General features: G+C 68.0%; 22 protein-coding genes. 8 read left to right on the top strand and 14 right to left on the bottom strand.

Features of this window, described 5'->3' with window-relative positions; genetic code table 11:
* Positions 1 to 65: 65 nt before the first annotated feature.
* Positions 66 to 926, bottom strand: a complete 861-nt coding sequence (locus G3N94_RS31875) for a branched-chain amino acid ABC transporter permease (RefSeq protein WP_205797395.1) — start codon at positions 924 to 926, stop codon at positions 66 to 68.
* 69 nt (positions 927 to 995) lie between these two features.
* Positions 996 to 2,204, bottom strand: a complete 1,209-nt coding sequence (locus G3N94_RS31870; protein ID WP_205797393.1) for an ABC transporter substrate-binding protein — start codon at positions 2,202 to 2,204, stop codon at positions 996 to 998.
* A gap of 240 nt (positions 2,205 to 2,444) precedes the next feature.
* On the opposite strand from G3N94_RS31870, the gene G3N94_RS31865 reads away from it, so the two are divergent.
* Together G3N94_RS31865 and G3N94_RS31860 are read left to right on the top strand one after the other, a co-directional pair.
* The gene (locus tag G3N94_RS31865) at positions 2,445 to 3,263 is read left to right on the top strand and encodes an FCD domain-containing protein (RefSeq protein WP_205797391.1); all 819 of its coding nucleotides are present in this window, start codon (positions 2,445 to 2,447) and stop codon (positions 3,261 to 3,263) included.
* Positions 3,264 to 3,393: 130 nt separating this feature from the next.
* The gene (locus G3N94_RS31860; RefSeq protein ID WP_205797397.1) at positions 3,394 to 3,828 is read left to right on the top strand and encodes a YciI family protein; all 435 of its coding nucleotides are present in this window, start codon (positions 3,394 to 3,396) and stop codon (positions 3,826 to 3,828) included.
* A gap of 106 nt (positions 3,829 to 3,934) precedes the next feature.
* Here G3N94_RS31860 and G3N94_RS31855 read toward each other — a convergent pair whose 3' ends face one another.
* Positions 3,935 to 4,645, bottom strand: coding sequence for a hypothetical protein (locus tag G3N94_RS31855; protein ID WP_205797389.1), 711 nt, complete (start codon positions 4,643 to 4,645; stop codon positions 3,935 to 3,937).
* A 269-nt stretch (positions 4,646 to 4,914) separates the two neighbouring features.
* Between G3N94_RS31855 and G3N94_RS31850 the strand changes: the two genes are divergently transcribed.
* The 5 genes from G3N94_RS31850 (at position 4,915) to G3N94_RS31830 (ending at position 9,849) form a co-directional block, all read left to right on the top strand.
* Positions 4,915 to 5,751 carry a DinB family protein gene (locus G3N94_RS31850; protein WP_205797387.1) on the top strand — a complete coding sequence of 279 codons (837 nt, stop codon included), beginning with the start codon at positions 4,915 to 4,917 and terminating at the stop codon, positions 5,749 to 5,751.
* Entirely contained in the window at positions 5,748 to 6,482 is a 735-nt protein-coding gene (locus G3N94_RS31845; protein WP_205797385.1) for an alpha/beta hydrolase, read from the top strand. The genes G3N94_RS31850 and G3N94_RS31845 overlap by 4 nt, the downstream gene beginning before the upstream one ends.
* Positions 6,483 to 6,631: 149 nt before the next feature.
* Positions 6,632 to 7,531 (top strand): alpha/beta hydrolase family protein, encoded by a 900-nt coding sequence (locus tag G3N94_RS31840; protein ID WP_205797384.1) that lies wholly within the window; start codon positions 6,632 to 6,634, stop codon positions 7,529 to 7,531.
* Between the two features lie 137 nt (positions 7,532 to 7,668).
* Complete coding sequence (locus G3N94_RS31835; RefSeq protein ID WP_205797382.1) at positions 7,669 to 8,562, top strand: LysR family transcriptional regulator; 894 nt, start codon at positions 7,669 to 7,671, stop codon at positions 8,560 to 8,562.
* A 276-nt stretch (positions 8,563 to 8,838) separates the two neighbouring features.
* Positions 8,839 to 9,849: an aldo/keto reductase gene (locus G3N94_RS31830; protein ID WP_205797379.1), complete on the top strand. Its 1,011-nt coding sequence runs from the start codon at positions 8,839 to 8,841 to the stop codon at positions 9,847 to 9,849.
* Positions 9,850 to 9,943: 94 nt separating this feature from the next.
* Here the strand turns inward: G3N94_RS31830 and G3N94_RS31825 are convergent, their stop codons facing one another.
* Together G3N94_RS31825 and G3N94_RS31820 are read right to left on the bottom strand one after the other, a co-directional pair.
* Positions 9,944 to 10,165 carry a hypothetical protein gene (locus G3N94_RS31825; RefSeq protein WP_205797377.1) on the bottom strand — a complete coding sequence of 74 codons (222 nt, stop codon included), beginning with the start codon at positions 10,163 to 10,165 and terminating at the stop codon, positions 9,944 to 9,946.
* Between the two features lie 169 nt (positions 10,166 to 10,334).
* Entirely contained in the window at positions 10,335 to 11,240 is a 906-nt protein-coding gene (locus G3N94_RS31820) for a hypothetical protein (RefSeq protein WP_205797374.1), read from the bottom strand.
* Positions 11,241 to 11,319: 79 nt separating this feature from the next.
* Here G3N94_RS31820 and G3N94_RS31815 point away from each other — a divergent pair, with 79 nt between their 5' ends.
* Entirely contained in the window at positions 11,320 to 11,658 is a 339-nt protein-coding gene (locus tag G3N94_RS31815) for a helix-turn-helix transcriptional regulator (protein WP_205797372.1), read from the top strand.
* A 263-nt stretch (positions 11,659 to 11,921) separates the two neighbouring features.
* Here G3N94_RS31815 and G3N94_RS31810 read toward each other — a convergent pair whose 3' ends face one another.
* From G3N94_RS31810 to G3N94_RS31770, 9 genes are all read right to left on the bottom strand, one after another.
* Positions 11,922 to 12,359, bottom strand: coding sequence for a biopolymer transporter ExbD (locus G3N94_RS31810; RefSeq protein WP_205797370.1), 438 nt, complete (start codon positions 12,357 to 12,359; stop codon positions 11,922 to 11,924).
* The gene (locus G3N94_RS31805) at positions 12,356 to 13,135 is read right to left on the bottom strand and encodes a MotA/TolQ/ExbB proton channel family protein (RefSeq protein ID WP_205797368.1); all 780 of its coding nucleotides are present in this window, start codon (positions 13,133 to 13,135) and stop codon (positions 12,356 to 12,358) included. Before G3N94_RS31805 ends, G3N94_RS31810 begins: the two co-directional genes overlap by 4 nt.
* Before the next feature lie 14 nt (positions 13,136 to 13,149).
* A complete protein-coding gene (locus tag G3N94_RS31800) occupies positions 13,150 to 13,518 on the bottom strand; it encodes an energy transducer TonB (RefSeq protein ID WP_205797366.1) in 369 nt (122 codons plus the stop codon).
* Positions 13,519 to 14,122: 604 nt separating this feature from the next.
* A complete protein-coding gene (pqqE, locus tag G3N94_RS31795) occupies positions 14,123 to 15,256 on the bottom strand; it encodes a pyrroloquinoline quinone biosynthesis protein PqqE (protein WP_205797364.1) in 1,134 nt (377 codons plus the stop codon).
* A gap of 1 nt (position 15,257) precedes the next feature.
* Complete coding sequence (gene pqqD / locus G3N94_RS31790) at positions 15,258 to 15,539, bottom strand: pyrroloquinoline quinone biosynthesis peptide chaperone PqqD (RefSeq protein ID WP_205797362.1); 282 nt, start codon at positions 15,537 to 15,539, stop codon at positions 15,258 to 15,260.
* Positions 15,536 to 16,255: a pyrroloquinoline-quinone synthase PqqC gene (gene pqqC, locus G3N94_RS31785; RefSeq protein WP_205797360.1), complete on the bottom strand. Its 720-nt coding sequence runs from the start codon at positions 16,253 to 16,255 to the stop codon at positions 15,536 to 15,538. Before pqqC ends, pqqD begins: the two co-directional genes overlap by 4 nt.
* Before the next feature lie 2 nt (positions 16,256 to 16,257).
* A complete protein-coding gene (pqqB, locus tag G3N94_RS31780) occupies positions 16,258 to 17,181 on the bottom strand; it encodes a pyrroloquinoline quinone biosynthesis protein PqqB (protein ID WP_205797357.1) in 924 nt (307 codons plus the stop codon).
* A gap of 64 nt (positions 17,182 to 17,245) precedes the next feature.
* Positions 17,246 to 17,320, bottom strand: coding sequence for a pyrroloquinoline quinone precursor peptide PqqA (pqqA, locus tag G3N94_RS31775; protein ID WP_006485436.1), 75 nt, complete (start codon positions 17,318 to 17,320; stop codon positions 17,246 to 17,248).
* A gap of 318 nt (positions 17,321 to 17,638) precedes the next feature.
* Positions 17,639 to 18,803: sigma 54-interacting transcriptional regulator (locus G3N94_RS31770; RefSeq protein ID WP_205797356.1), on the bottom strand; the 1,165-nt coding region annotated here is incomplete at its 5' end.

The raw sequence follows: 18,803 nt of genomic DNA, 5'->3' as shown, positions 1-18,803 counted from the left end.
GCCGCGCGACGGCCGCGCGGCCTGCGGCGCGGGCGCGCCGGCCGGCAGCGATTTCGACGATTCGATCATGCCGCCCTCCCCAGCAATCCATTCGGACGCACCAGCAGCACGACGGCCATCGCGACGTAGATCATCAGCCGCGCGCCTTCCGGCCACAGCGTGCTCATCACGCTCTGCACGATGCCGACCAGCAGCCCGCCGACGAGCGCTCCGAGAAAATTCCCCATCCCGCCGACGACGACCACGACGAACGCGACACCGAGCGCCTCGACGCCCATGAACGGATCGACGCCGCGGATCGGCGCGGCGAGCACGCCGGCGAGCGCGGCCGTCGCCGCGCCGAGCGCGAACACGAGACTGAACACGCGCGTCACGTTGATGCCGAGCAGCGACACCATCTCCGACGATTCGCTGCCTGCGCGCACCGTGCTGCCGAGCCGCGTGCCGTCGAGCACCCACCACAGCAGCGCGGCGAGCACCGCGGTGAACGCGATCACGAACAGCCGGTATTTCGGGTAGACGAAGCTGCCCCACATCACGACGCCGCTCAGCGCATCGGGCGGCGGCACGTTGTCGCCGAGCGGGCCCCACGCGAGGATCGCGCATTCCTGCAGCACCAGCGCGAGGCCGACCGTCGCGAGAATGTGGAATTCGTGCTGCTGCGCGTACACATGACGCAGCACGAGCTTTTCGACGACCCATGCGAACGCGCCGACCACGAGCGGCACGACGGCGAGCGCGACCCAGAAATTCGCCGACCATTGCAGCGCCTGGTAGCACAGGTACGCGCCGAGCAGGTAGAACGCGCCGTGCGCGAAATTCACGAAGCGCAGCAGGCCGAACACGATCGACAGGCCGACAGCGAGCAGGAAATACAGCATCCCCACGCCGATGCCGTTGACGATCTGCAGCAGATAGACGTTCATGGCTTCCATGTCCGAAAGGAAGGTAACGGACGTCCACGGCGCACGACGGCCGCGGACGCATGCACGGCGTCACGCGAGCTTGCAGCCCGTCCTGTCGACCGGCAGGAACGACTGGCCGGCGCTGACGATGTCGGCGTAGTCGTCCGCGTTCTTCATCCGGCTCTTCGGCTTGCCCTTCAGCAGGTAGTAGTTCTTCAGCACCTGGTGGTCGCCCTTGCGGATTTCCTCGGGGCCCGTGAGGCCGTCGTACTTCATCCCTTCCATCGCTGCGACGACCTTCTTCGGATCGGCGCTGCCAGCCTTCACCATCGCGTCGATCAGGATCTTCGAGCAGATGTACGAGCCCGCGAGGCTGTAGTTCGGGTTCGCCTTGAATGCGGCGTTGGTGCGCTTCACGAGATCGTGGTTCAGCGGCGAATCGATGCCGTGCCAGTACTGCGCGCCGAAATACACGCCGTCGCAGATGTCCGGGCCGAGTGCTTCGAACTGCTCGAGGCCCGACGCCCATGCGAGCAGGATCGTGCAGTTGCGCTTCATCCCGAAGCTGACGGCCTGGCGCAGCGTGTCCGACGATTGCGAGCCGAAGTTCAGGATCAGCAGCACGTCCGGCTGTGCGGCCGCCGCGTTCGTCAGGTAGCCGCTGAACTCCTTCTCGGCGAGCGAGTGGTAGCTGTTGCCGACGTGCTCGATCCCCTTCTCCTTGAAGATCGCCTTCGCGGCCGACAGCAGGCCGTCGCCGAACACGTATTGCGGCGTGATCGTGTACCAGCGCTTCGCCTTCGGCAGCATCCCGATCAGCGGGCGCACCGTCTGCTCGATCGCGCCGAAGGTCGGCACCGACCAGCGGAACGTCGCATCGTTGCAGTCCTTGCCGGTGATCTCGTCCGCGCCGGCCGTCGTGATGAACACGCCGCCCGCCTTCTGGACTTCCTTGCCCATCGCGAGCGATTCGGACGACAGGATCCCGCCCGCGAAATAGCGCACACCCTTCTGCTGCGCGATCTCCTGCACGCGGCGCACCGCGGTGGCGGGCTTGCCTTCGGTGTCGAGCGCCGAATAGGCGAGCGGCGCGCCGAGTACCTTGCCGTACTGCCTGACGACGAGCTGCATGCCGAGGTCGGCGTACTTGCCGTTGGCGGCGAACGGGCCCGACATCGGCACCGGGCACGCGAGCTGGATGGGCGCGCCCTGCGCGAACGCGGCGCGGGACGACAAGCTGCCGAGCGCGCCCGGCACGGCCGACAGCGCGGCCAGTTTCAACAGTTCTCGGCGATTCAAGTTGACGCTCCTTGTGGGGATGGACACACGCGATACGACCGACTGCCAAACCGTGCCAACGCGCCACCGGAAAGGATGCGCTGCCGGTTCATTCTATTTATCATGATAAATAGGATGAACCTGATCCTAGGGATGATCAAAATTGGTGTCAATCAGGCAAAATTCCCTACCCTGCGCGGGCACGGATCGACGACGATGTACGATGCGATGCGCGCGCAGTCAGACAAAGGAGTCTTGAAGATGGTCATGGACCGAGCCAGGGCGGGCATCGCGGTCGAAATCAAGCAGCCGAAGCGCGCGGATCTCGTCGCGGAGGAAATCAAGCGGCTCATCACGGAAAAGAACCTGAAGCCCGGCGACCGCCTGCCGCGCGAGGCCGAGCTGCAGCAGCTGTATGCGGTCAGCAAGAGCACGATACGCGAGGCGCTGAAGTCGCTCGAGGTGCAGGGCCTGATCAAGGTCACGACCGGGCCGGCGGGCGGCGGGATGGTGGTCGAGGTGCCGCTCGACCGCACGCTGCAGTTGCTGCAGAACTACCTGTTCTTCAAGGACGTGACGATCGACGACATCTACACCGTGCGCAAGTTGCTCGAACCCGAGCTGGCCGCGGGCGCGGTGCCGCACCTGACCGAGCGCGACTTCGCGGCGCTCGACGCGAACATCGCGTGTTGCGACGGCTCGTCCGACGTGCTCGAGCGCGGCCAATTGGTGCGGCAGCGCCAGGAGGACACGACGTTCCACGACATCCTCGCGGCCGCGAACCCGAATCCGTTCCTGCGCTTCAGCTGCGAGCTGATCAACGAGATGATCCGGCAACTGATCGAGTTCCGGAACGACACGCCGCTCGCGGAGCACAAGCGCTTCGGCGAAGCGAACGTCGCGATTCACCGCGCGATCCTGCAGGCCGCGCGCGAACGCGACGTCGAGCGCGTGCGCGCGCTGATGGTCGAACATATGACCGATGCGCCGAAACACGTGAAGCGGATGAAGGGCAAGCTGCGCGGGCGGCTGATTCTCGACTCGGAGATCCGCAAGCGGGTGCGTATGACCCGATCCTGAGCCCGAAAAAGATTTTCCGGGTGCGATGTCGATTCCCGGTGTCGTGGTTCGTCGTAGTGTCGTAAGCGTCCGTCGCATGCCCGCGCGGCCGGCGGACGCCAAACCGTTCCCCGTTCAAGGAGAGATGACAATGCGTGTAATGGTGATCGTGAAGGCGACCCGCGAATCCGAGTCCGGCGAGATGCCGGACACCGAACTGCTGGCCGCGATGGGCCGGTACAACGAGGAGCTCGTGAAGGCCGGCGTGATGCTCGCCGGCGAAGGGCTGCACCCGAGTTCGCGCGGCAAGCGCGTGCGCTTTTCAGGGCCGGGCCGGACCGTGATCGACGGGCCGTTCGCCGAGACCAAGGAGCTGATCGCCGGCTACTGGCTCTGGCAGGTGAAATCGATGGACGAAGCCGTCGAATGGGTGAAGCGCTGCCCGAATCCGATGAAAAGCGAATCCGAGATCGAGATCCGGCAGGTGTTCACAGCGGAAGACTTCGGTGCGGAATTCACGCCGGAACTGCAGGAGCAGGAAGCCCAGCTGCGCGCGGAGATCGCGGCCGCGCAGCAGAAGCACTGACGCAGGCGCCCAAACAGGCACGGACGGCGGCGGCGCGACGTGACACGACGCGGCGCGACCCGGCGGCTGACGCGAGACCCGCGCGCCGCCGCGCCCGCGCACGCGCTCACCCGCCGCCCGCCTTCACCGCAAACGTCGCCTGCAGCCCCTGCGGCAATGGCGGTAACGGCGGCTGCGGCAACTGCTGCACGAGCGCGAAGCTCACGTTGACCGTCCCGCCTTGACTGGACATCCTCGCGACATCCCCGCGGCTCGTCGCGAAGCAGCCGAGGAACGACGGCGACATCGCATCGATGCCGAGCCGGCACGACCAGCCGATGGTGGCCTCGCGCCTGCCCGTATCACTGAATCCGACGAGCGCGCTCCATCCGGCCGGCCCTGCGCCGACGCCGGGAACGAACTCCGCGTGCCGCACCAGCACCGGCTGCCAGCCGCAGCGGCCCGGCTCGTAGCGATCGAGCAGAAAGCGGATGTCGAAGCGGTCCTGGCCGGCCGGCAACCGGACATTGTCCCCGATGACCTGCGTCGTCTCCGGCGCGCCCATGATGCGACCGAACCAGGTTCGCGACCGGCACTGAGGATTCGTGGACGCGTAGTCGATGCCGAGCCACAGCTCGACCTTCGGATCCTTCCGGCCGTGAATGACGAGCGCGTGCTGCGGCTCGTCCGTTTCCATCGGGCGATCCGACAGTTCGTTCTGCGGCGCCTCGACATGGGCCTCGAAGCGCATGACGCTGTCCTCGGCCAGCCCCCGTCCCGGCGCAGCGGCGAGCCACCCGATCGCGAGAACGAGAACGACGTGAGCGTGCGGAGACATGGCTCCCCCCTGGCAGTGCATTTCCCCGACCGGCGTCGCTCGTTGTTCCGGACTCGCCCGATGCGCCGCGCCTGCACGCGGTCGATCGGGCCTGTACCGCCGTTGACGCATTGTGAGCGGCGGCGGCTGGCTGCGTAACTTGGGAGGAACCCCTGAAGTCGCGCCGCCTGCGGTGCAGCGCGGCCGCGCATTTGTCAGCGCCGTCGGATTGACGCGCGCTGCAATTGTAACGTATCGTTTTGCGACGTTATTAATCGAGGTCGCCTGCGATGCATTCCCGTTTCGACCGCTTCCGTGCGACGCCGCTGGGCGCGCAACTCGAGGCGCTGATCGAGCAGCCCGAGCGCTATGTCGAATTCGCGGCGCTGTCGCGTGTCGGTGTCGCCGCGATCGGCGCGATCCAGCACGACGTCGCGCAAAAATTCCCGGAAATCGCCGACGACACGACGGCCCGCCAGTTCTGCGGTGCGCTGGTCGCCGACGTGATGCGGCGGCGCGGCCATGAAGTCGTGCAGGCGCGCGGCCGGATCGGCGGCGCGCTGTTCAGCTACGGCGCGGTGTTCAGCCCGCATCCGCAGCGCTTGCCGTTCGCGGACGTCGTCGCCGCGCTCGCCCGCATGCCCGATACGCTCGCCGCCGCCGTCGCGCGCGTGCCGGCGGCGCTGTGGACGCGGCGCCCGGACGGCACGGGCTTCTCGCTCGTCGAACACGCGTGCCACCTGCGCGACCTCGACGCGGTGTTCGCCGAGCGCATCGACGCGGTGCGCTCGGCCGAGCTGCCGGTGATCCTGTCCGTCGACGGCACCGCGCTCGCCGAAGCGCGCGATTACCTGCATCAGGACCTCGCAACGGCGCTCGACGCATTCCGCGCCGCGCGACAGCGGCTGTGCGCGACGCTCACGACGCTGGACGCCGCGCAGCTGGCCCGCTGCGGGCTGCGCGACGGCATCCGGCGCATGTCGCTCGACGAGCTTGTGCGCGAACTGCTCGACCACGACCGCACGCACGGCCTCGAGCTGGATGAACTGCTCGCCGAACTGCTCAGCTCACTGCTCGCCGAGCCGAATCTGCCGCACGCCACCGACCAAACGGACTGCTCCAAATGACACCGCACACACCTGTCGTCTTCATCCACGGCTTCATCGGCACGTTCGACGTGCGTGACTGGCGCGGCCCGCATATCGCGCCGGACCTGCTCGGCTACGGCGCGCATCGCGCGGCGCCGTTCGACGCGATCACGCTCGCCGCGCAGGCCGAGCACGTGCGGCAGGCCGTCGAAGCACGCTTCGGCGCGACGCCGGTCGATGTGGTCGGGCATTCGGTCGGCGGCGCGATCGCGATGCTGTTCGCGCATGCGCATCCCGCGCGCGTGCGCCGGATCGTCAATGTCGAAGGCAACTTCACGCTCGACGATGCGTTCTGGTCCGCGTCGGTCGGGCGCATGTCGCCCGCCGACGCCGACGCGATGCTCGACGGGTTCCGAGCCGATCCGCTCGGGTGGCTGCGCGGCGCGATCCATGACCCGGGGCCGGCGCCTGACCTGGCCGCCACCGCGGCCCGCTGGCTGGCGCACCAGCCGGCGTCGACGCTGCGCGCGATGGGCCGCTCGGTCGTCGCGACGACGGGCGACGCCGGTTATCTCGCGGCGCTCGCGCAGGTATTCGAGCGTCATCCCGTGTACCTGATCGCGGGTGAACGCTCGCGCGACGGCTGGCATGCGCCCGGCTGGGCGCTCGCGCGCTGCGCCGGCAGCGAGATCGTCGGCGGCTGCGGGCACCTGATGATGACCGAGCGGCCTGATGCGTTCCGCGCGGCGGTCGAGCGCTGCGTCGCGTGAACCGTCGGCGCCTGTGCGCATCGCGCAGGCTGACAACCCCGCCGCCTGACAACCCGTATGCTGCGCCGAAATTTGGTTGAAAGGCGCCGTTGCTAAAGTCGATCCGGATAGGGTTTTCGAGGAGGCCCGCCCGCAGGCGGGCACGACGTATGCGACGATCGACGACCATGGCGCGCGCCCTCCGGCTGTTCCTGCTGCTTGCCGTCGCGAGCCCCGCGTGGGCATTCCAGGCGCGGATCGTGACGATTCCCAGCGACGCGATGCGCGAGACGCTCGCGGCGACGGTCGTGCTGCCCGACGCATACCTGCACGGCAATCGCGCCGAGCACTTCCCGGTCGTCTATGCGCTGCACGGCTCGGGCGGCGACCATACCGACTGGACATCGAACACGCAGATCGGCGAGCTGGCCGACCGCTACCACGTGATCCTCGTGATGCCCGACGGCGGCCACGAGAGCTGGTACATCGACAGCCCGTACGATTCCGGCAGCCGCTACAAGACCTTCGTCGGCAAGGAAGTCGTGTCGTTCGTCGACGCGCATTTCCGCACGATCGCGACGAAACGCGCGCGCGCGATCACGGGGCTCAGCATGGGCGGCTTCGGCGCGCTGCGCATCGCGCTCGACGAGCCGGACACGTTCGGCGCGGTCGGCAGCATCAGCGGCGCGGTCGATCCGCGCACGTGCGAGGACGAGCCGGGCATCGACCACGTGTTCGGCGATCCGGGCCGGCATCCGTCGTTCTGGAACCGCAACGCGATCGTCGAAAGCGCCCGCGCATTCATCCACGCGCACATCGACCTGACGATCGACTGCGGCCGTGACGATTCCTTCGTCGGGTCGAACCGCACGCTGCACGAGCGGCTCATCGCGCTCGGCGTGCCGCACGACTACGCGGAGCGGCCCGGCGGTCATACGTGGGATTACTGGGCGAACGCGATCCGCTATCAGGTGCGGTTTTTCGCGACGTCGTTCCAGCGCAGCGGCTATGCGTTCCACCCGCATACCGACGTCGCGAATCATCCGACGGATGCGCCACACGCGGGTTGATCGCGGGGCCTGCCGGTGATGCATTGCGGTGCAGCCGTAGCGACGCGCAGCGCGCATTGAGGCCGGCAAATGGCCGCGCCGCGGCATCCGGCGGGCGGGTGGTAGGATTCGCGTGCCCTCCTCAACCGGTTCGATCGATGCCGCGCGACAATTTTGCCGACCTGCTGGCGTTCATCGCCGTCGCGCGCGAGCGCAGCTTCACGCGCGCGGCCGCGCAGCTCGGCGTGTCGCAATCCGCGCTGAGCTACACGATCCGCGCACTCGAAACCCGGCTCGGCGTGCGGCTCCTCACGCGCACGACGCGCAGCGTGTCGCCGACCGAAGCCGGCGAACGCCTGCTGCTGAATCTCGCGCCGCGCTTCGACGAGATCGAGGCCGAACTGTCGGCCGTCGCCGAACTGCGCGACAAGCCGGCCGGCACCCTCCGCATCAACGCGACCGATTACGTGATCAGGACGCTGCTGTGGCCACGGCTCGCGCCGATGCTGCGCGACTATCCGGACATCAAGATCGAATTCGTCACCGACTACGGGCTGTCGGACATCGTCGCAGAACGCTTCGACATCGGCGTGCGGCTCGGCGACCAGGTTGCGAAGGACATGATCGCGGTGCGCATCGCGCCGGACCTGCGCATGGCGATCGTCGGCGCCCCCGCGTACTTCGCGCGGCGCGCGCGGCCGACGACACCGCAAAACCTCGTCGCGCACGACTGCATCAACCTGCGGCTGCCGACGCACGGCGCGCTGTACGCATGGGAACTCGCACGCGGCGATGAATCGCTGCAGGTGCGCGTCGACGGCCAGGTGACGTTCAATGGCACGTACGAGTTGGTCGATGCGGCGCTGGCCGGCTACGGCCTTGCGTACGTGCCGTCGGATCTCGTCGCACCGCACGTCGCCGCGGGCCGCCTCGAACACGTGCTCGACGACTGGTGCCCGACGTTTCCAGGCCATCACCTGTACTACCCGAGCCGCCGGCAGTCGTCGCGCGCGCTCGCGCTGATCGTCGACGCGCTGCGCTACCGGGCGTAGGGTCCGGTCACGCCATCACGTGGATTCCATTGCTTCCTGACACGCGTGCGCGGAGCTGGCTGCCATCGTTTGATGAATGGTATTCACGACTGCATGCGAATTATTGGGGATTATCGATAGACACAGCGGCGTCTAACATCCCGGTTGAGCCTTCACCGGGACCTTGCGGTGTGCGCCACATTCGCCGCCGCGCGCGATGCCGCTGGCGCATTTCGCGTGCGCGCCGCCTCCCGTCATCCGACGAATCGCGGGCACCCGCCCGCATGGAGCTTGAACATGGATTACCGCTATCTCGGGCGCAGCGCGCTCAAAGTGTCGCCGCTGTGCGTCGGTGCGATGATGTTCGGCGGCGAGACCGACGAAGCAACCGCGACCCGCATCATCGACCACGCGTTCGACCAGGGCGTCAATTTCATCGACACCGCCGACGTCTATCACGCGGGACGCTCGGAGCAGATCGTCGGTCGTGCGATCGCCGCGCGGCGCGACAGCTGGGTGGTCGCGACGAAGTTCGGCTACCCGGCCGGACAGGACCAGGGGCCGAACCGGCAGGGCCAGTCGCGCAAGTGGATCTTCGAGTCGGTCGACGCGAGCCTGAAGCGCCTCGGCACCGACTACATCGACGTTCTCTATTTCCATCGCGCGCTGGCCGACGCGCCGCTCGACGAAGGGATGCGCGCGGTCGCCGACCTGATCCGCCACGGCAAGGTGCGCTACTTCGGCATCTCGAACTTCCGCGGCTGGCGCATCGCCGAGATCGTGCGTCTCGCGGACCAGCTCGGCATCGACCGGCCCGTCGCGAGCGAGCCGCTGTACAACATGGTCGACCGCACCGCCGAAGTCGAACAGTTGCCGGCGGCCGCGCATTACGGGATCGGCGTCGTGCCGTACAGCCCGCTCGCGCGCGGCGTGCTGACCGGCAAGTATGGGGTCGACGCGCCGCCGCCCGCCGATTCGCGCGCGGGCCGCGGCGACCGCCGGATCCAGCAGACCGAGTGGCGGCGCGAGTCGCTGCACATCGCGCAGCAAGTGGCCGCGCATGCGGCCGCGCGCGGCACGACGCCGGTCGCATTCGCGCTGGCGTGGGTCCTGAAAAATCGCCTCGTCAGTTCGACGATCGCGGGGCCGCGCACCGAAGCGCACTGGAACAGCTATCTCGATGCGCTGACGCTCGAGCTCGGGCCCGAAGACGAGCAGTTCGTCGATGCGCTGGTGCCGCCGGGGCATGCGTCGACGCCGGGTTATACGGATCCGAATTATCCGGTCGAAGGGCGGAAGACCGTGTGAGGACTGGCGGACGGTGGCGCAATTGCGGCGGCGTCCGGCATGCGGCGTGATACGGGGTGTAATCGCGATCGACGCTTGAGCGGGATCCGTTGCGCTACTGCGCGTCCGCGCTCACTACCCGGTCAAAGAACTCCTGCGCGCGTGCAAGTTCGTCGAGCGCGTTATCGAGCCGGGACATCGCCATCGCATACGCGGCCGACGACGGACCGTCGTCGGCGTCGCCGCGCACCGCGCGAAACGCCTGATCGACGTTGCGCGTTGCCTCGACGAAGCGTTGTGCGGCCCGGGCTTCTCGCGAACAGATGTGGGTCGGCATCGACACTTCTCCCTCAGGTTACCGTGTGAAGCAAGCCGACGCCCAGTGTGCATGGTACGCATGGCGACGGCATGAACGACTGCCAACTGCCTGTCGACGCATCGGCCGCCCCTTCCGCTGCTTCTTCCCCTGCTACCCCGTCTTCCTTACGCAGTCGAACACCGCTTCGTCAGGCGCGGCCGACGTGCGGATGCGTCAGACCGCCGAATGCCGCCGGCTCGCCCGGTGACAGGTCGAACAGATCCTGCGTGGCGCCGCGCGCGTGCTCGGCGGAAGGACGGCTGCGCAGCCGCGTCGCATGCGACGGCGGGACATACGCGGCCGCGGTTTCGATCGGTGACGCGTCGAACAGGTCGCGCGTGAAACCGCGCACGTCTTCCGCCGACGAGCGGCCGCGCAGGCGCGCGACCAGATCGACGAACCGGTCGAAATCGCCGTCGCGGGTCGCCTTGTTCACGTCGGCGAGATCGCGCGCCTTCAGCACGCTTGGTTGCGCGAGCCGCACGAAATACGGCGCCTCGAGCTCGACCGACAGCACGAGCGGATAGCCCTTGCCGGCCTGCTCCACGGGCCGGCCGACGCAGTCGACGACGACCGCGCCCTGCGCCGCACCAAGTGTCTTGCCGGTGCTCACGCTGCGCAGCTGCTCCGGATACACGCGCAAGCGCGTGCCGATCGTCAGCGCGGTGGACGACGCGCACACGAGCGCGTAGTGATGTTCGCGCGGGCGGCCGGACGGCAGCTTCGCGCGGCTCGTGATGAACGTGTGCGGCGGCAATTGCCGCACCTGGCCGCTCGCGTCGACCCACGCATTCCACAGCAGCAGGTTGCCGCGCCCGCGCTCGGCCGCACGCGTGCGCGCGGCAACCGGCGAGAACAGCGCGAGCAGCGAGCCCGTGCGATGCGCGGCGACCTGCGCGCTGCTGCCGAGCGGCTGGTTGATCCCCCACAGAAACCGCCCGCCCCCCAGCCGGCGCTCCCATTCCTTGCGGAGCACCACGGTGGCCAGTTCTTCGCCGGACTCGGCGCCGATCTTGGTCCAGCAAAACGTACGAGGGAGGTGTTTCAGTGTCATCAACTTTCTCGGGGCCCAGCAGCCTGCCAGCTTCAGCACGCCATTCAACAGCCGTAACTGTATAGGTATAATGCACCACATGGAAGCCCCAGACACTGATTTTCCCGTCGAAGACCTGTTGCGCCGCTTGATGGCCGATACCCGTTCGTCTAGCGAAATAGCGCGACTTTCGGGAGTCAGCCAGCCGACCGTGTCGCGTCTTCGGCAGTCTAACGGGCACCGGGTGCGTCGCAGTATGCCATTCAATAAGCTATGCAATTTCTATGGCGTCGACGTGCATCCGTCGCGGCGTCGCTATAACGAATTGCTGCGCGATGCGATCGTCGACGCGTGGGACGGCTCGGACGAGCACGGGCGCGCGCTGCTGGTCGTGATCAAGGGATTGAAGGATCTGCAAGGCCGGGCCGACGACGGATGACGTTGCGGATTGACCCGCCGGGTGTGGTGGCTTGCGGTCAGCCGCGCGCGAAGCGGGGGTGGAACGACATGACGCGGGCGGTGACGGTCGAGGTCGTCACCGCCCGCGTTGCATGTGGGCGGGGAATAGGTGTGTGTTCGCTGCCGACGCACGCGCGGCGGGAGATATCCGCGATCGCTGCCGACGCACGCGCGGCGGCAGGTGGTCAGCGCCCGGTCATGCCCGTGACAAGCTTGTGCGACCGCCAGGACGAAGGCGTCGCGTTACGGGTGTGCAGCTTGCCGGGTCGAGCCGGGATCGGTGACGAAGCCGATCTTCGTGAGGCCGGCCGCTTGCGCCGCGGACAGCAGCTTCGCGACGCCGTCGTAGCGTGCCGCGCGATCCGCCGACAACCGGAGTTCAGGCTGCGGCACCGCGCGGGCGGCGGCCGCGAGACGCGCGAGCAGTTCGGCGTCCGGGATCGCCTGCGCATCCCAGCTCACGCGGCCGCTCGCATCGATCGCGACATCCACGTGCGGCGTGTGCAGGTCCTCCCGCTGGCTGCTCGCGTGCGGCAATGCGATGCGCGCGGCGTGATGCAGTACCGGCAACGTCACCATGAACACCACCAGCAGCACGAGCATCACGTCGATCAGCGGCGTCATGTTGATGTCGGCCGCGAGCGCCAATCCACCGTCGTGGTCGTCGGGTCCGGCGTTCATGCGCGTGCTCCTTCGACGGCCGACGGTGTTTCGATGTGCGTATCGGTGCGTGTATCGGTCGGTTTATCAGTCGACCTGTCGATCAGCCGATCGGGCTGCTCGGCCGTCGCGGGGCCGCTGCCCGTCAGCAACAGCAGATGCAGGCCGTGCGCGAAACGGTTGAGGCGAGCGACGATATCGCGCGACAGCCGCGCGAGCGTGTTGTAGCCGAGCACGGCGGGAATCGCGACGCACAGCCCGAACGCCGTCATCACGAGCGCCTCGCCGACCGGCCCGGCCACGCGGTCGAGGCTCGCATCGCCGGCCACGCCGAGCGACAGCAGCGCGTGATAGATCCCCCAGACCGTACCCAGCAGCCCGACGAACGGCGCCGTGCTGCCGATCGACGCGAGCAGGCCGAGCCCGCGCTGCAGCCGCGCGGCCGATTCGTCGACCGACGTCTTCAGGCTGCGCGACAGCCAGTCGCTCGGGTCGATCCGGTCGTGGAGCCGGTGTCGACTCGCCTCGTGTTGAGCCATCGCCGCCTGTCCCGCATGCGCGAGGTCGAAGAACGGCATGCCTGGCCCGCCGAACGCGCGCAGGCCGCTGCCGATGCCGTCGGCATCCCAGAACCGCGCCTCCGCGCGTGCCGCGCGGCGCCGGATGCCGCCGAGCTCGATCGCCTTGATCGCGATCACCGTCCACGACGCGATCGACATCGCGACGAGTATCAGCGCGACCGCGCGCGTCATCGGGTCGCCTTGCGCCCACAAGTGGCTGATTCCGTAGTCCGTCATGATGAGGTGTCCTGTCAGTCGTCGAGATTGAACGTGATCGGTGCGCGCGCCCGTGTCGGTACGGGCACACCGTACTCGCGATGCGGCGTGCAGCGGCTCGCGAGCACCGCTTCGCGCGCTGCCGCGTCGAGGCGCGGGGAACCGCTGCCGGTCACCACGCGCGCGGCGACGACGCTGCCGGCTGCGTCGGTTTCCAGTTCGACGAGTACGGTACCGTGCTCGCCGATGCGCAGCGACTGGGGTGGGTAATCGGGTTTGACCAGTGCGCATTCGGGATGCGCGACGAAATGGGGAGACGTGGGGGCGGGGTTCGTCTGGGCTTGCGTCTGCGTCTGCGTCTGCGTCTGCGTCTGCGTCTGCGTCTGCGCGGCATTGGACTTCACATCGTCTCGCGGCGCACTTTGGCGCTCGTCTGTCGCTGCGGGCGGAACCGGCCGCGACGGGGCGAGCACTGACGCGTCATGCACCAGCGGCTTGGCGCTCGCTGGCACGAGCGGTTTTGTCGTTGACGGCTCTCTGCGTGCCGACGTTCGAGCTACAGGTGACGCCGGATGCATCGCGTGCGGCGCGTCCATCGACTCCGCAGGAGCCGCAGCCGCAGCCGCAGCCGAAGTCGTCGGCGTCGGCGCAATCAGCGTTGCCATCATCACCTGCCGATGCACGGGCATGTTCCGCACCACCTGTTCACGCGCGAGCAACACGAAAACACTCGCATGCAATGCGCATACAACGGCGACGATCGATGCGACGCGTATCCCGCGACGACCAGCGCGACCGCGGATGGCCTCTCCCACCCGAACACTGTCCCGCGCATCGAGGGCAGCCGTGCTCATCGCCGGCCGCGCCCCGCGTTCGCCCATGCATGCGCATTTTCATCAACACGCCTACATGAAGAGGACTGCGTATCGATTGCCCCGGTGTTCATCGCTTCGCCTCGTTCGCTCCCGCTTTCTACGTCGCCGCCTTTCCCCGGCGACCGCTCACCACTTACTCACCTCCGACTGACCGCGCCAGCGAATTCTCCCTGCTGCGAAAGATCATCGGCTGCTCATCGCGTCGCGCGGGTTGCCGTGCGAGCTTCACCGCCTGCTCGACCTTGCCGTGATGCACGGACTTTGCACACACCGGGTCGGCTTCCGCCGGATCGCCTGCCAGCAGGTACGCCTGGCACCGGCAGCCACCGTGATCCACATGACGCTCGTCGCACGTGCGGCACGGCTCGCGCATCCAGCCGTCGCCGCGAAACGCGTTGAACGCGTCGCTGTCGTACCAGATCTCCTTCAACGACCGGTCGCGCACGTTCGGCAGCGCGAGCCCCGGCAGCGAACGCGCGGCGTGGCACGGCAGCGCGGTGCCGTCCGGCGCGACACCGAGAAACACCGAGCCCCAGCCGTTCATGCATGCCTTCGGCCGCTGCTCGAAATAGTCGGGCACGACGAACAGGATCCGGCAGCGCTCGCCGACGAGCTTCCGATAGCGGTTGACCGTGTCCTCGGCCTCGCGCAACTGTTCGGCGGTCGGCATCAGCTGATCGCGGTTCAGCAGCGCCCAGCCGTAGTACTGCGTATTCGCGAGCTCCAGGTAATCGGCGCCGAGATCGAGCGCCATCTCGATGATCTGGCCCACATGCGGCAGGTTGAAGCGATGCAGCACGCAGTTGAGCACCATCGGATAGCCGTGCGCCTTGACGAGCCGCGCGACGTTGCGCTTCAGCTCGAACGTGCGCGTGCTGGTCAGGAAATCGTTCAGCTCGCGCGTCGAGTCCTGCAGCGACAGCTGGATATGGTCGAGCCCTGCCGCCTTGAGCCGTCCGATGCGCGCCGCGTTCAGCCCGATCCCCGACGTGATCAGGTTCGTGTAGAAACCGAGCCCGCGCGCATGCGCGACGAGCGTCTCGAGGTCGCCGCGCTGCAGCGGCTCACCGCCCGAGAAGCCGATCTGCGCGGCGCCGAGCGCGCGTGCGTCGCTGATCACCGCACGCCACGCATCGGTGTCGAGTTCCGCGCCGTGCGTCGCGAAGTCGACCGGGTTGTAGCAGAACGTGCAATGCAGCGGGCAACGGTACGTGAGCTCCGCGAGCAGCCACAGCGGCGCGGACGGGCGGGAAGTATCGGGCGTCATCTCAGTCGAGCCAGCCGCGCAGCCGCGCGTGATCGAGGAAGCGGTACACGTCCGCGGCGAGATCCGACTGGCTGAACAGCCGCTCGAGTTCGCCGATGATGTCGTCCAGCTCGCGCGTGCCGTCGCAGCGCGCGAGAATCTCGCCCGCGCTCGGGTTGAGCTTGACCATTCCTTCCGGATAAAGGAGCACGTAGGCATCCTGGGCCACCTCCCACTGCAGGCGGAACATGCCCCTCAGGCAGGGGCGCAGCGGCACGCCGCTGACGGCATCGATCGCGTTCATGCGGGGTACGCCCTTTCGACTGCGTCGAGGATCGACCACAGGATGTCCAGCTTGAATTGCAGAATGCCGAGCGCGCGTTGCTGCGCTTCCGGCGTCGTGAAATGCTGCAGCGTGACCGCGAGCCCGTGCTCGACGTCGCGCTGCGCGAGCGGCACACGGCTGCGAAAGTAATGCAGCCCGTCCGGCTCGATCCACGGGTAATGCGACGGCCAGCCCGCAAGCCGGTCGAGGTGGATTTGCGGCGCGAACATCTCGGTCAGCGACGAGCACACGGCTTCCTGCCACGGCGCGCGCCGCGCGAAATTCACATACGCGTCGACCGCGAAGCGCACGCCGGGCAGCACGTGCTCGAGCGACCACAGCTCGGCGCGCTCGAGGCCGACCGCTTCGCCCAGCCGCACCCACGCCTCGATCCCGCCTGCGTTGTCGCCCTGGCCGTCGTGATCGATCAGGCGCTGGATCCACAGGCGCCGCGTGTCGCGGTCCGGACAGTTCGACAGGATCGCCGCATCCTTGAGCGGGATGTTGATCTGGTAGTAGAAGCGGTTCGCGACCCAGCCGCGGATCTGCGCGGGCGAGCACGCGCCGCTGTTGAGCCGCCGGTTGAACGGGTGGTGGATGTGGTAGCGCGATTCGAGCGCGCGCAGTTGCGCCTCGAATTCGGTTGCGGTCCAGGGCGTCGCGTGCAACGCCGTAGCGGGGATCGGAGCGTTCATTGTCAAACCTCGAATTGCATGCTGTCGTGCGCAACGTCGATGCCATGCGCGCGCAGGCGCGCGTGCTCGGCGGAATGCGGGTCGAGAATCGGGTTGGTGTTGTTGATGTGCGTCAGCACCTTGCGCGTGCGCGCTGGCAGCATGTCGAGCCAGTCGATCATTCCCCGCTGCCCGTTCGCCGCGCACTGCGCGAGATGCCCCATGTCGGCCGCGTGCTTGCTCGACAGGCCGAGATCGATCATCTCGGTCCCGGTCCAGAATGTGCCGTCCACCAGCACGAGGTCGGCGTCGTGCATCGCCGCGCGCACGTCGTCGGAAACGTCCGCGAGTCCCGGCGCATAGAACGCGCGCCGGCCGCTCGCGACATCTTCGATCGACAGCGCGACGTTGTCGCCGGGCGCGGCCGACGCGCGTCGCGGCGAATAAGGCGGCGCCTTGCTGTCGACAGGGATCGCGGCGATGCGGATGCCGCCGGCCGCGGGCACCGAGAACGGTTCGCCGAGCGCGATCGTGTGCGCATCGACGCCGCAGTAATGGCCGAGCAGCGGCACGAGCGGCAACCCGGTCGACAGGTCGTCGAGCACCGGCGCGGTTGCGTAAAGCGGCAGCGGCGTCGAGCGCTCGCGCAGCATCAGCAGGCCCGTCACGTGGTCGATCTGCGCATCGCACAGCACGACGGCGGCAATGCCGCTGTCGCGGATCGCGCGCGCCGGCTGCATGTCCGGATTCGCGCGCAACTGGGAAAGGATGTCGGGCGACGCGTTGACGAGGATCCAGTCGATGCCGTTCTCGCTGACCGCGATCGACGACTGCGTGCGCGGCAGCACGTCGCCGGCGCCGCTGCGCGCACGAGCGCAGTTCGCGCAATTGCAATTCCATTGCGGCAGGCCGCCGCCGGCTCCCGAGCCGAGTATCTTGATCTTCATGGGCGTCAGCTCCCGAGGCTGCCCGCGCCGCGCACGGCGACACGGGCAACGCATCGCGCGGCGATCAGCGGTTGGCGATGTACATCGTGATTTCGAAGCCGAAGCGCAGGTCGGTGTAAGACGGGGTCGTCCACTGCATGATGTGTCTCCTTGTTGAGTTGGTGAGTCGAGGAACCGCGCCAATCGAGCGGTCGCTTCCTCTTCAGCAAGGAGCGTGCCGAAGCCGCGCAAAGCGCGCGCGAATGCGGGATAGGCCCGTCGCCCGGGCGTCTGGATGGATTCCTTACGATTTGCCGACAGGAACGGCGCGGACGCGCTCCGCCACCCCGGCGGCACGACGCACGGGGGCCGTGACAGGTGTTGAATCGTTGAACACCGGTGTTGCAACTTGACACACCGGCTGTGACAGGTGGCGCGCAATTGGCGGCCGTCCGGCGGCCGTCGGACAGCCTGCGCGTCAGCTTTCTTCCGACGGGTGGCGGCCCGCGTCGGCCGCCGGCATCTTCCGGTAGATCGTGTTGCGCGACACGCCGAGCGCGCGCGCCGCCGCGGACACGTTGCCGCCATGACGGGCCAGCGCGGCGGCGATCGCGGACGCGGCGACGTCCTGCAGGCGCGCGTCGGCAGGCGGGAGCGCGTCCGCGGCGCACGGCGCGACAGGCAGTACGACACCCGGTGCGATACCGGGTGCAACTCCCGGTGTGACACCCGCGTCAGGCGCGGCCTGTGCGTCGCCGCGGCGCAGGTCGTCGAAGAAGTCGTCCGGCAGGTGCTCGCGCCGGATCTCGCCGTCGTCGTCGACCATCGCCGCGGCCGTGCGCAGCAGGTTGCCGAGCTGGCGGAAGTTGCCGGGCCACGTGCAACGCACGAACAACGCCATCACGTCCGGCGCGACGGTGAGCGGCGGGTGGTCAGCGCCCGAGAATGCTTCCCGCTGCAACATCTTCTGCACGACGACCGCGAGATCGGTGCGGTCGCGCAGCGGTGGCAGGCGCACCACGAGGCCGTTCAGACGGTAATAGAGATCCTCGCGGAAGCGGTTCTGCGCGATCATGTCGCGCAGGTCGCGGTGCGTCGCGCAGATGATCGAGATATCCACGGGAATCGTCTTCGTCGAGCCGAGCGGGTTGACGATGCGCTCCTGCAGCACGCGCAGCAGCCGCACCTGCAGCGGATACGGCATGTCGCCGATCTCGTCGAGGAACAGCGTGCCGCCGTTCGCCTGCAGCAGCTTGCCGATCGCGCCCTTGCGGCGCGCGCCGGTGAACGCGCCCTCCTCGTACCCGAACAGCTCGGATTCGATCAGCGTCTCCGGAATCGACGCGCAGTTGACCGCGACGAACGGCGCGTCGCGCCGCGGCGAGTCGTTGTGGATCGCCTGCGCGAGCAGTTCCTTGCCGGTGCCGGTCTCACCGGTGATCAGGATCGGAATGTCCTTGCCGATCACCTTGCGCACCTTCGCGATCACCGACGCGACCTGCGGATCGCCGGTGTCGAGATAGCTGAGCCGCGACAGGCCCGCCGAGTTTCCCGCCGCTGCCGCTGCCGCTGCCGGCGACGGCCCATTGCGCACGGCTTTTGGGGAAAGAGTGTCCGAAACGGAGGAGAGCCTCGCGTCGTGC

The sequence above is a fragment of the Burkholderia sp. Ac-20353 genome, from assembly GCF_017104785.1.
Classification (GTDB): Bacteria; Pseudomonadota; Gammaproteobacteria; order Burkholderiales; family Burkholderiaceae; genus Burkholderia.
This window is presented reverse-complemented; position numbering and strand designations above follow the sequence as displayed.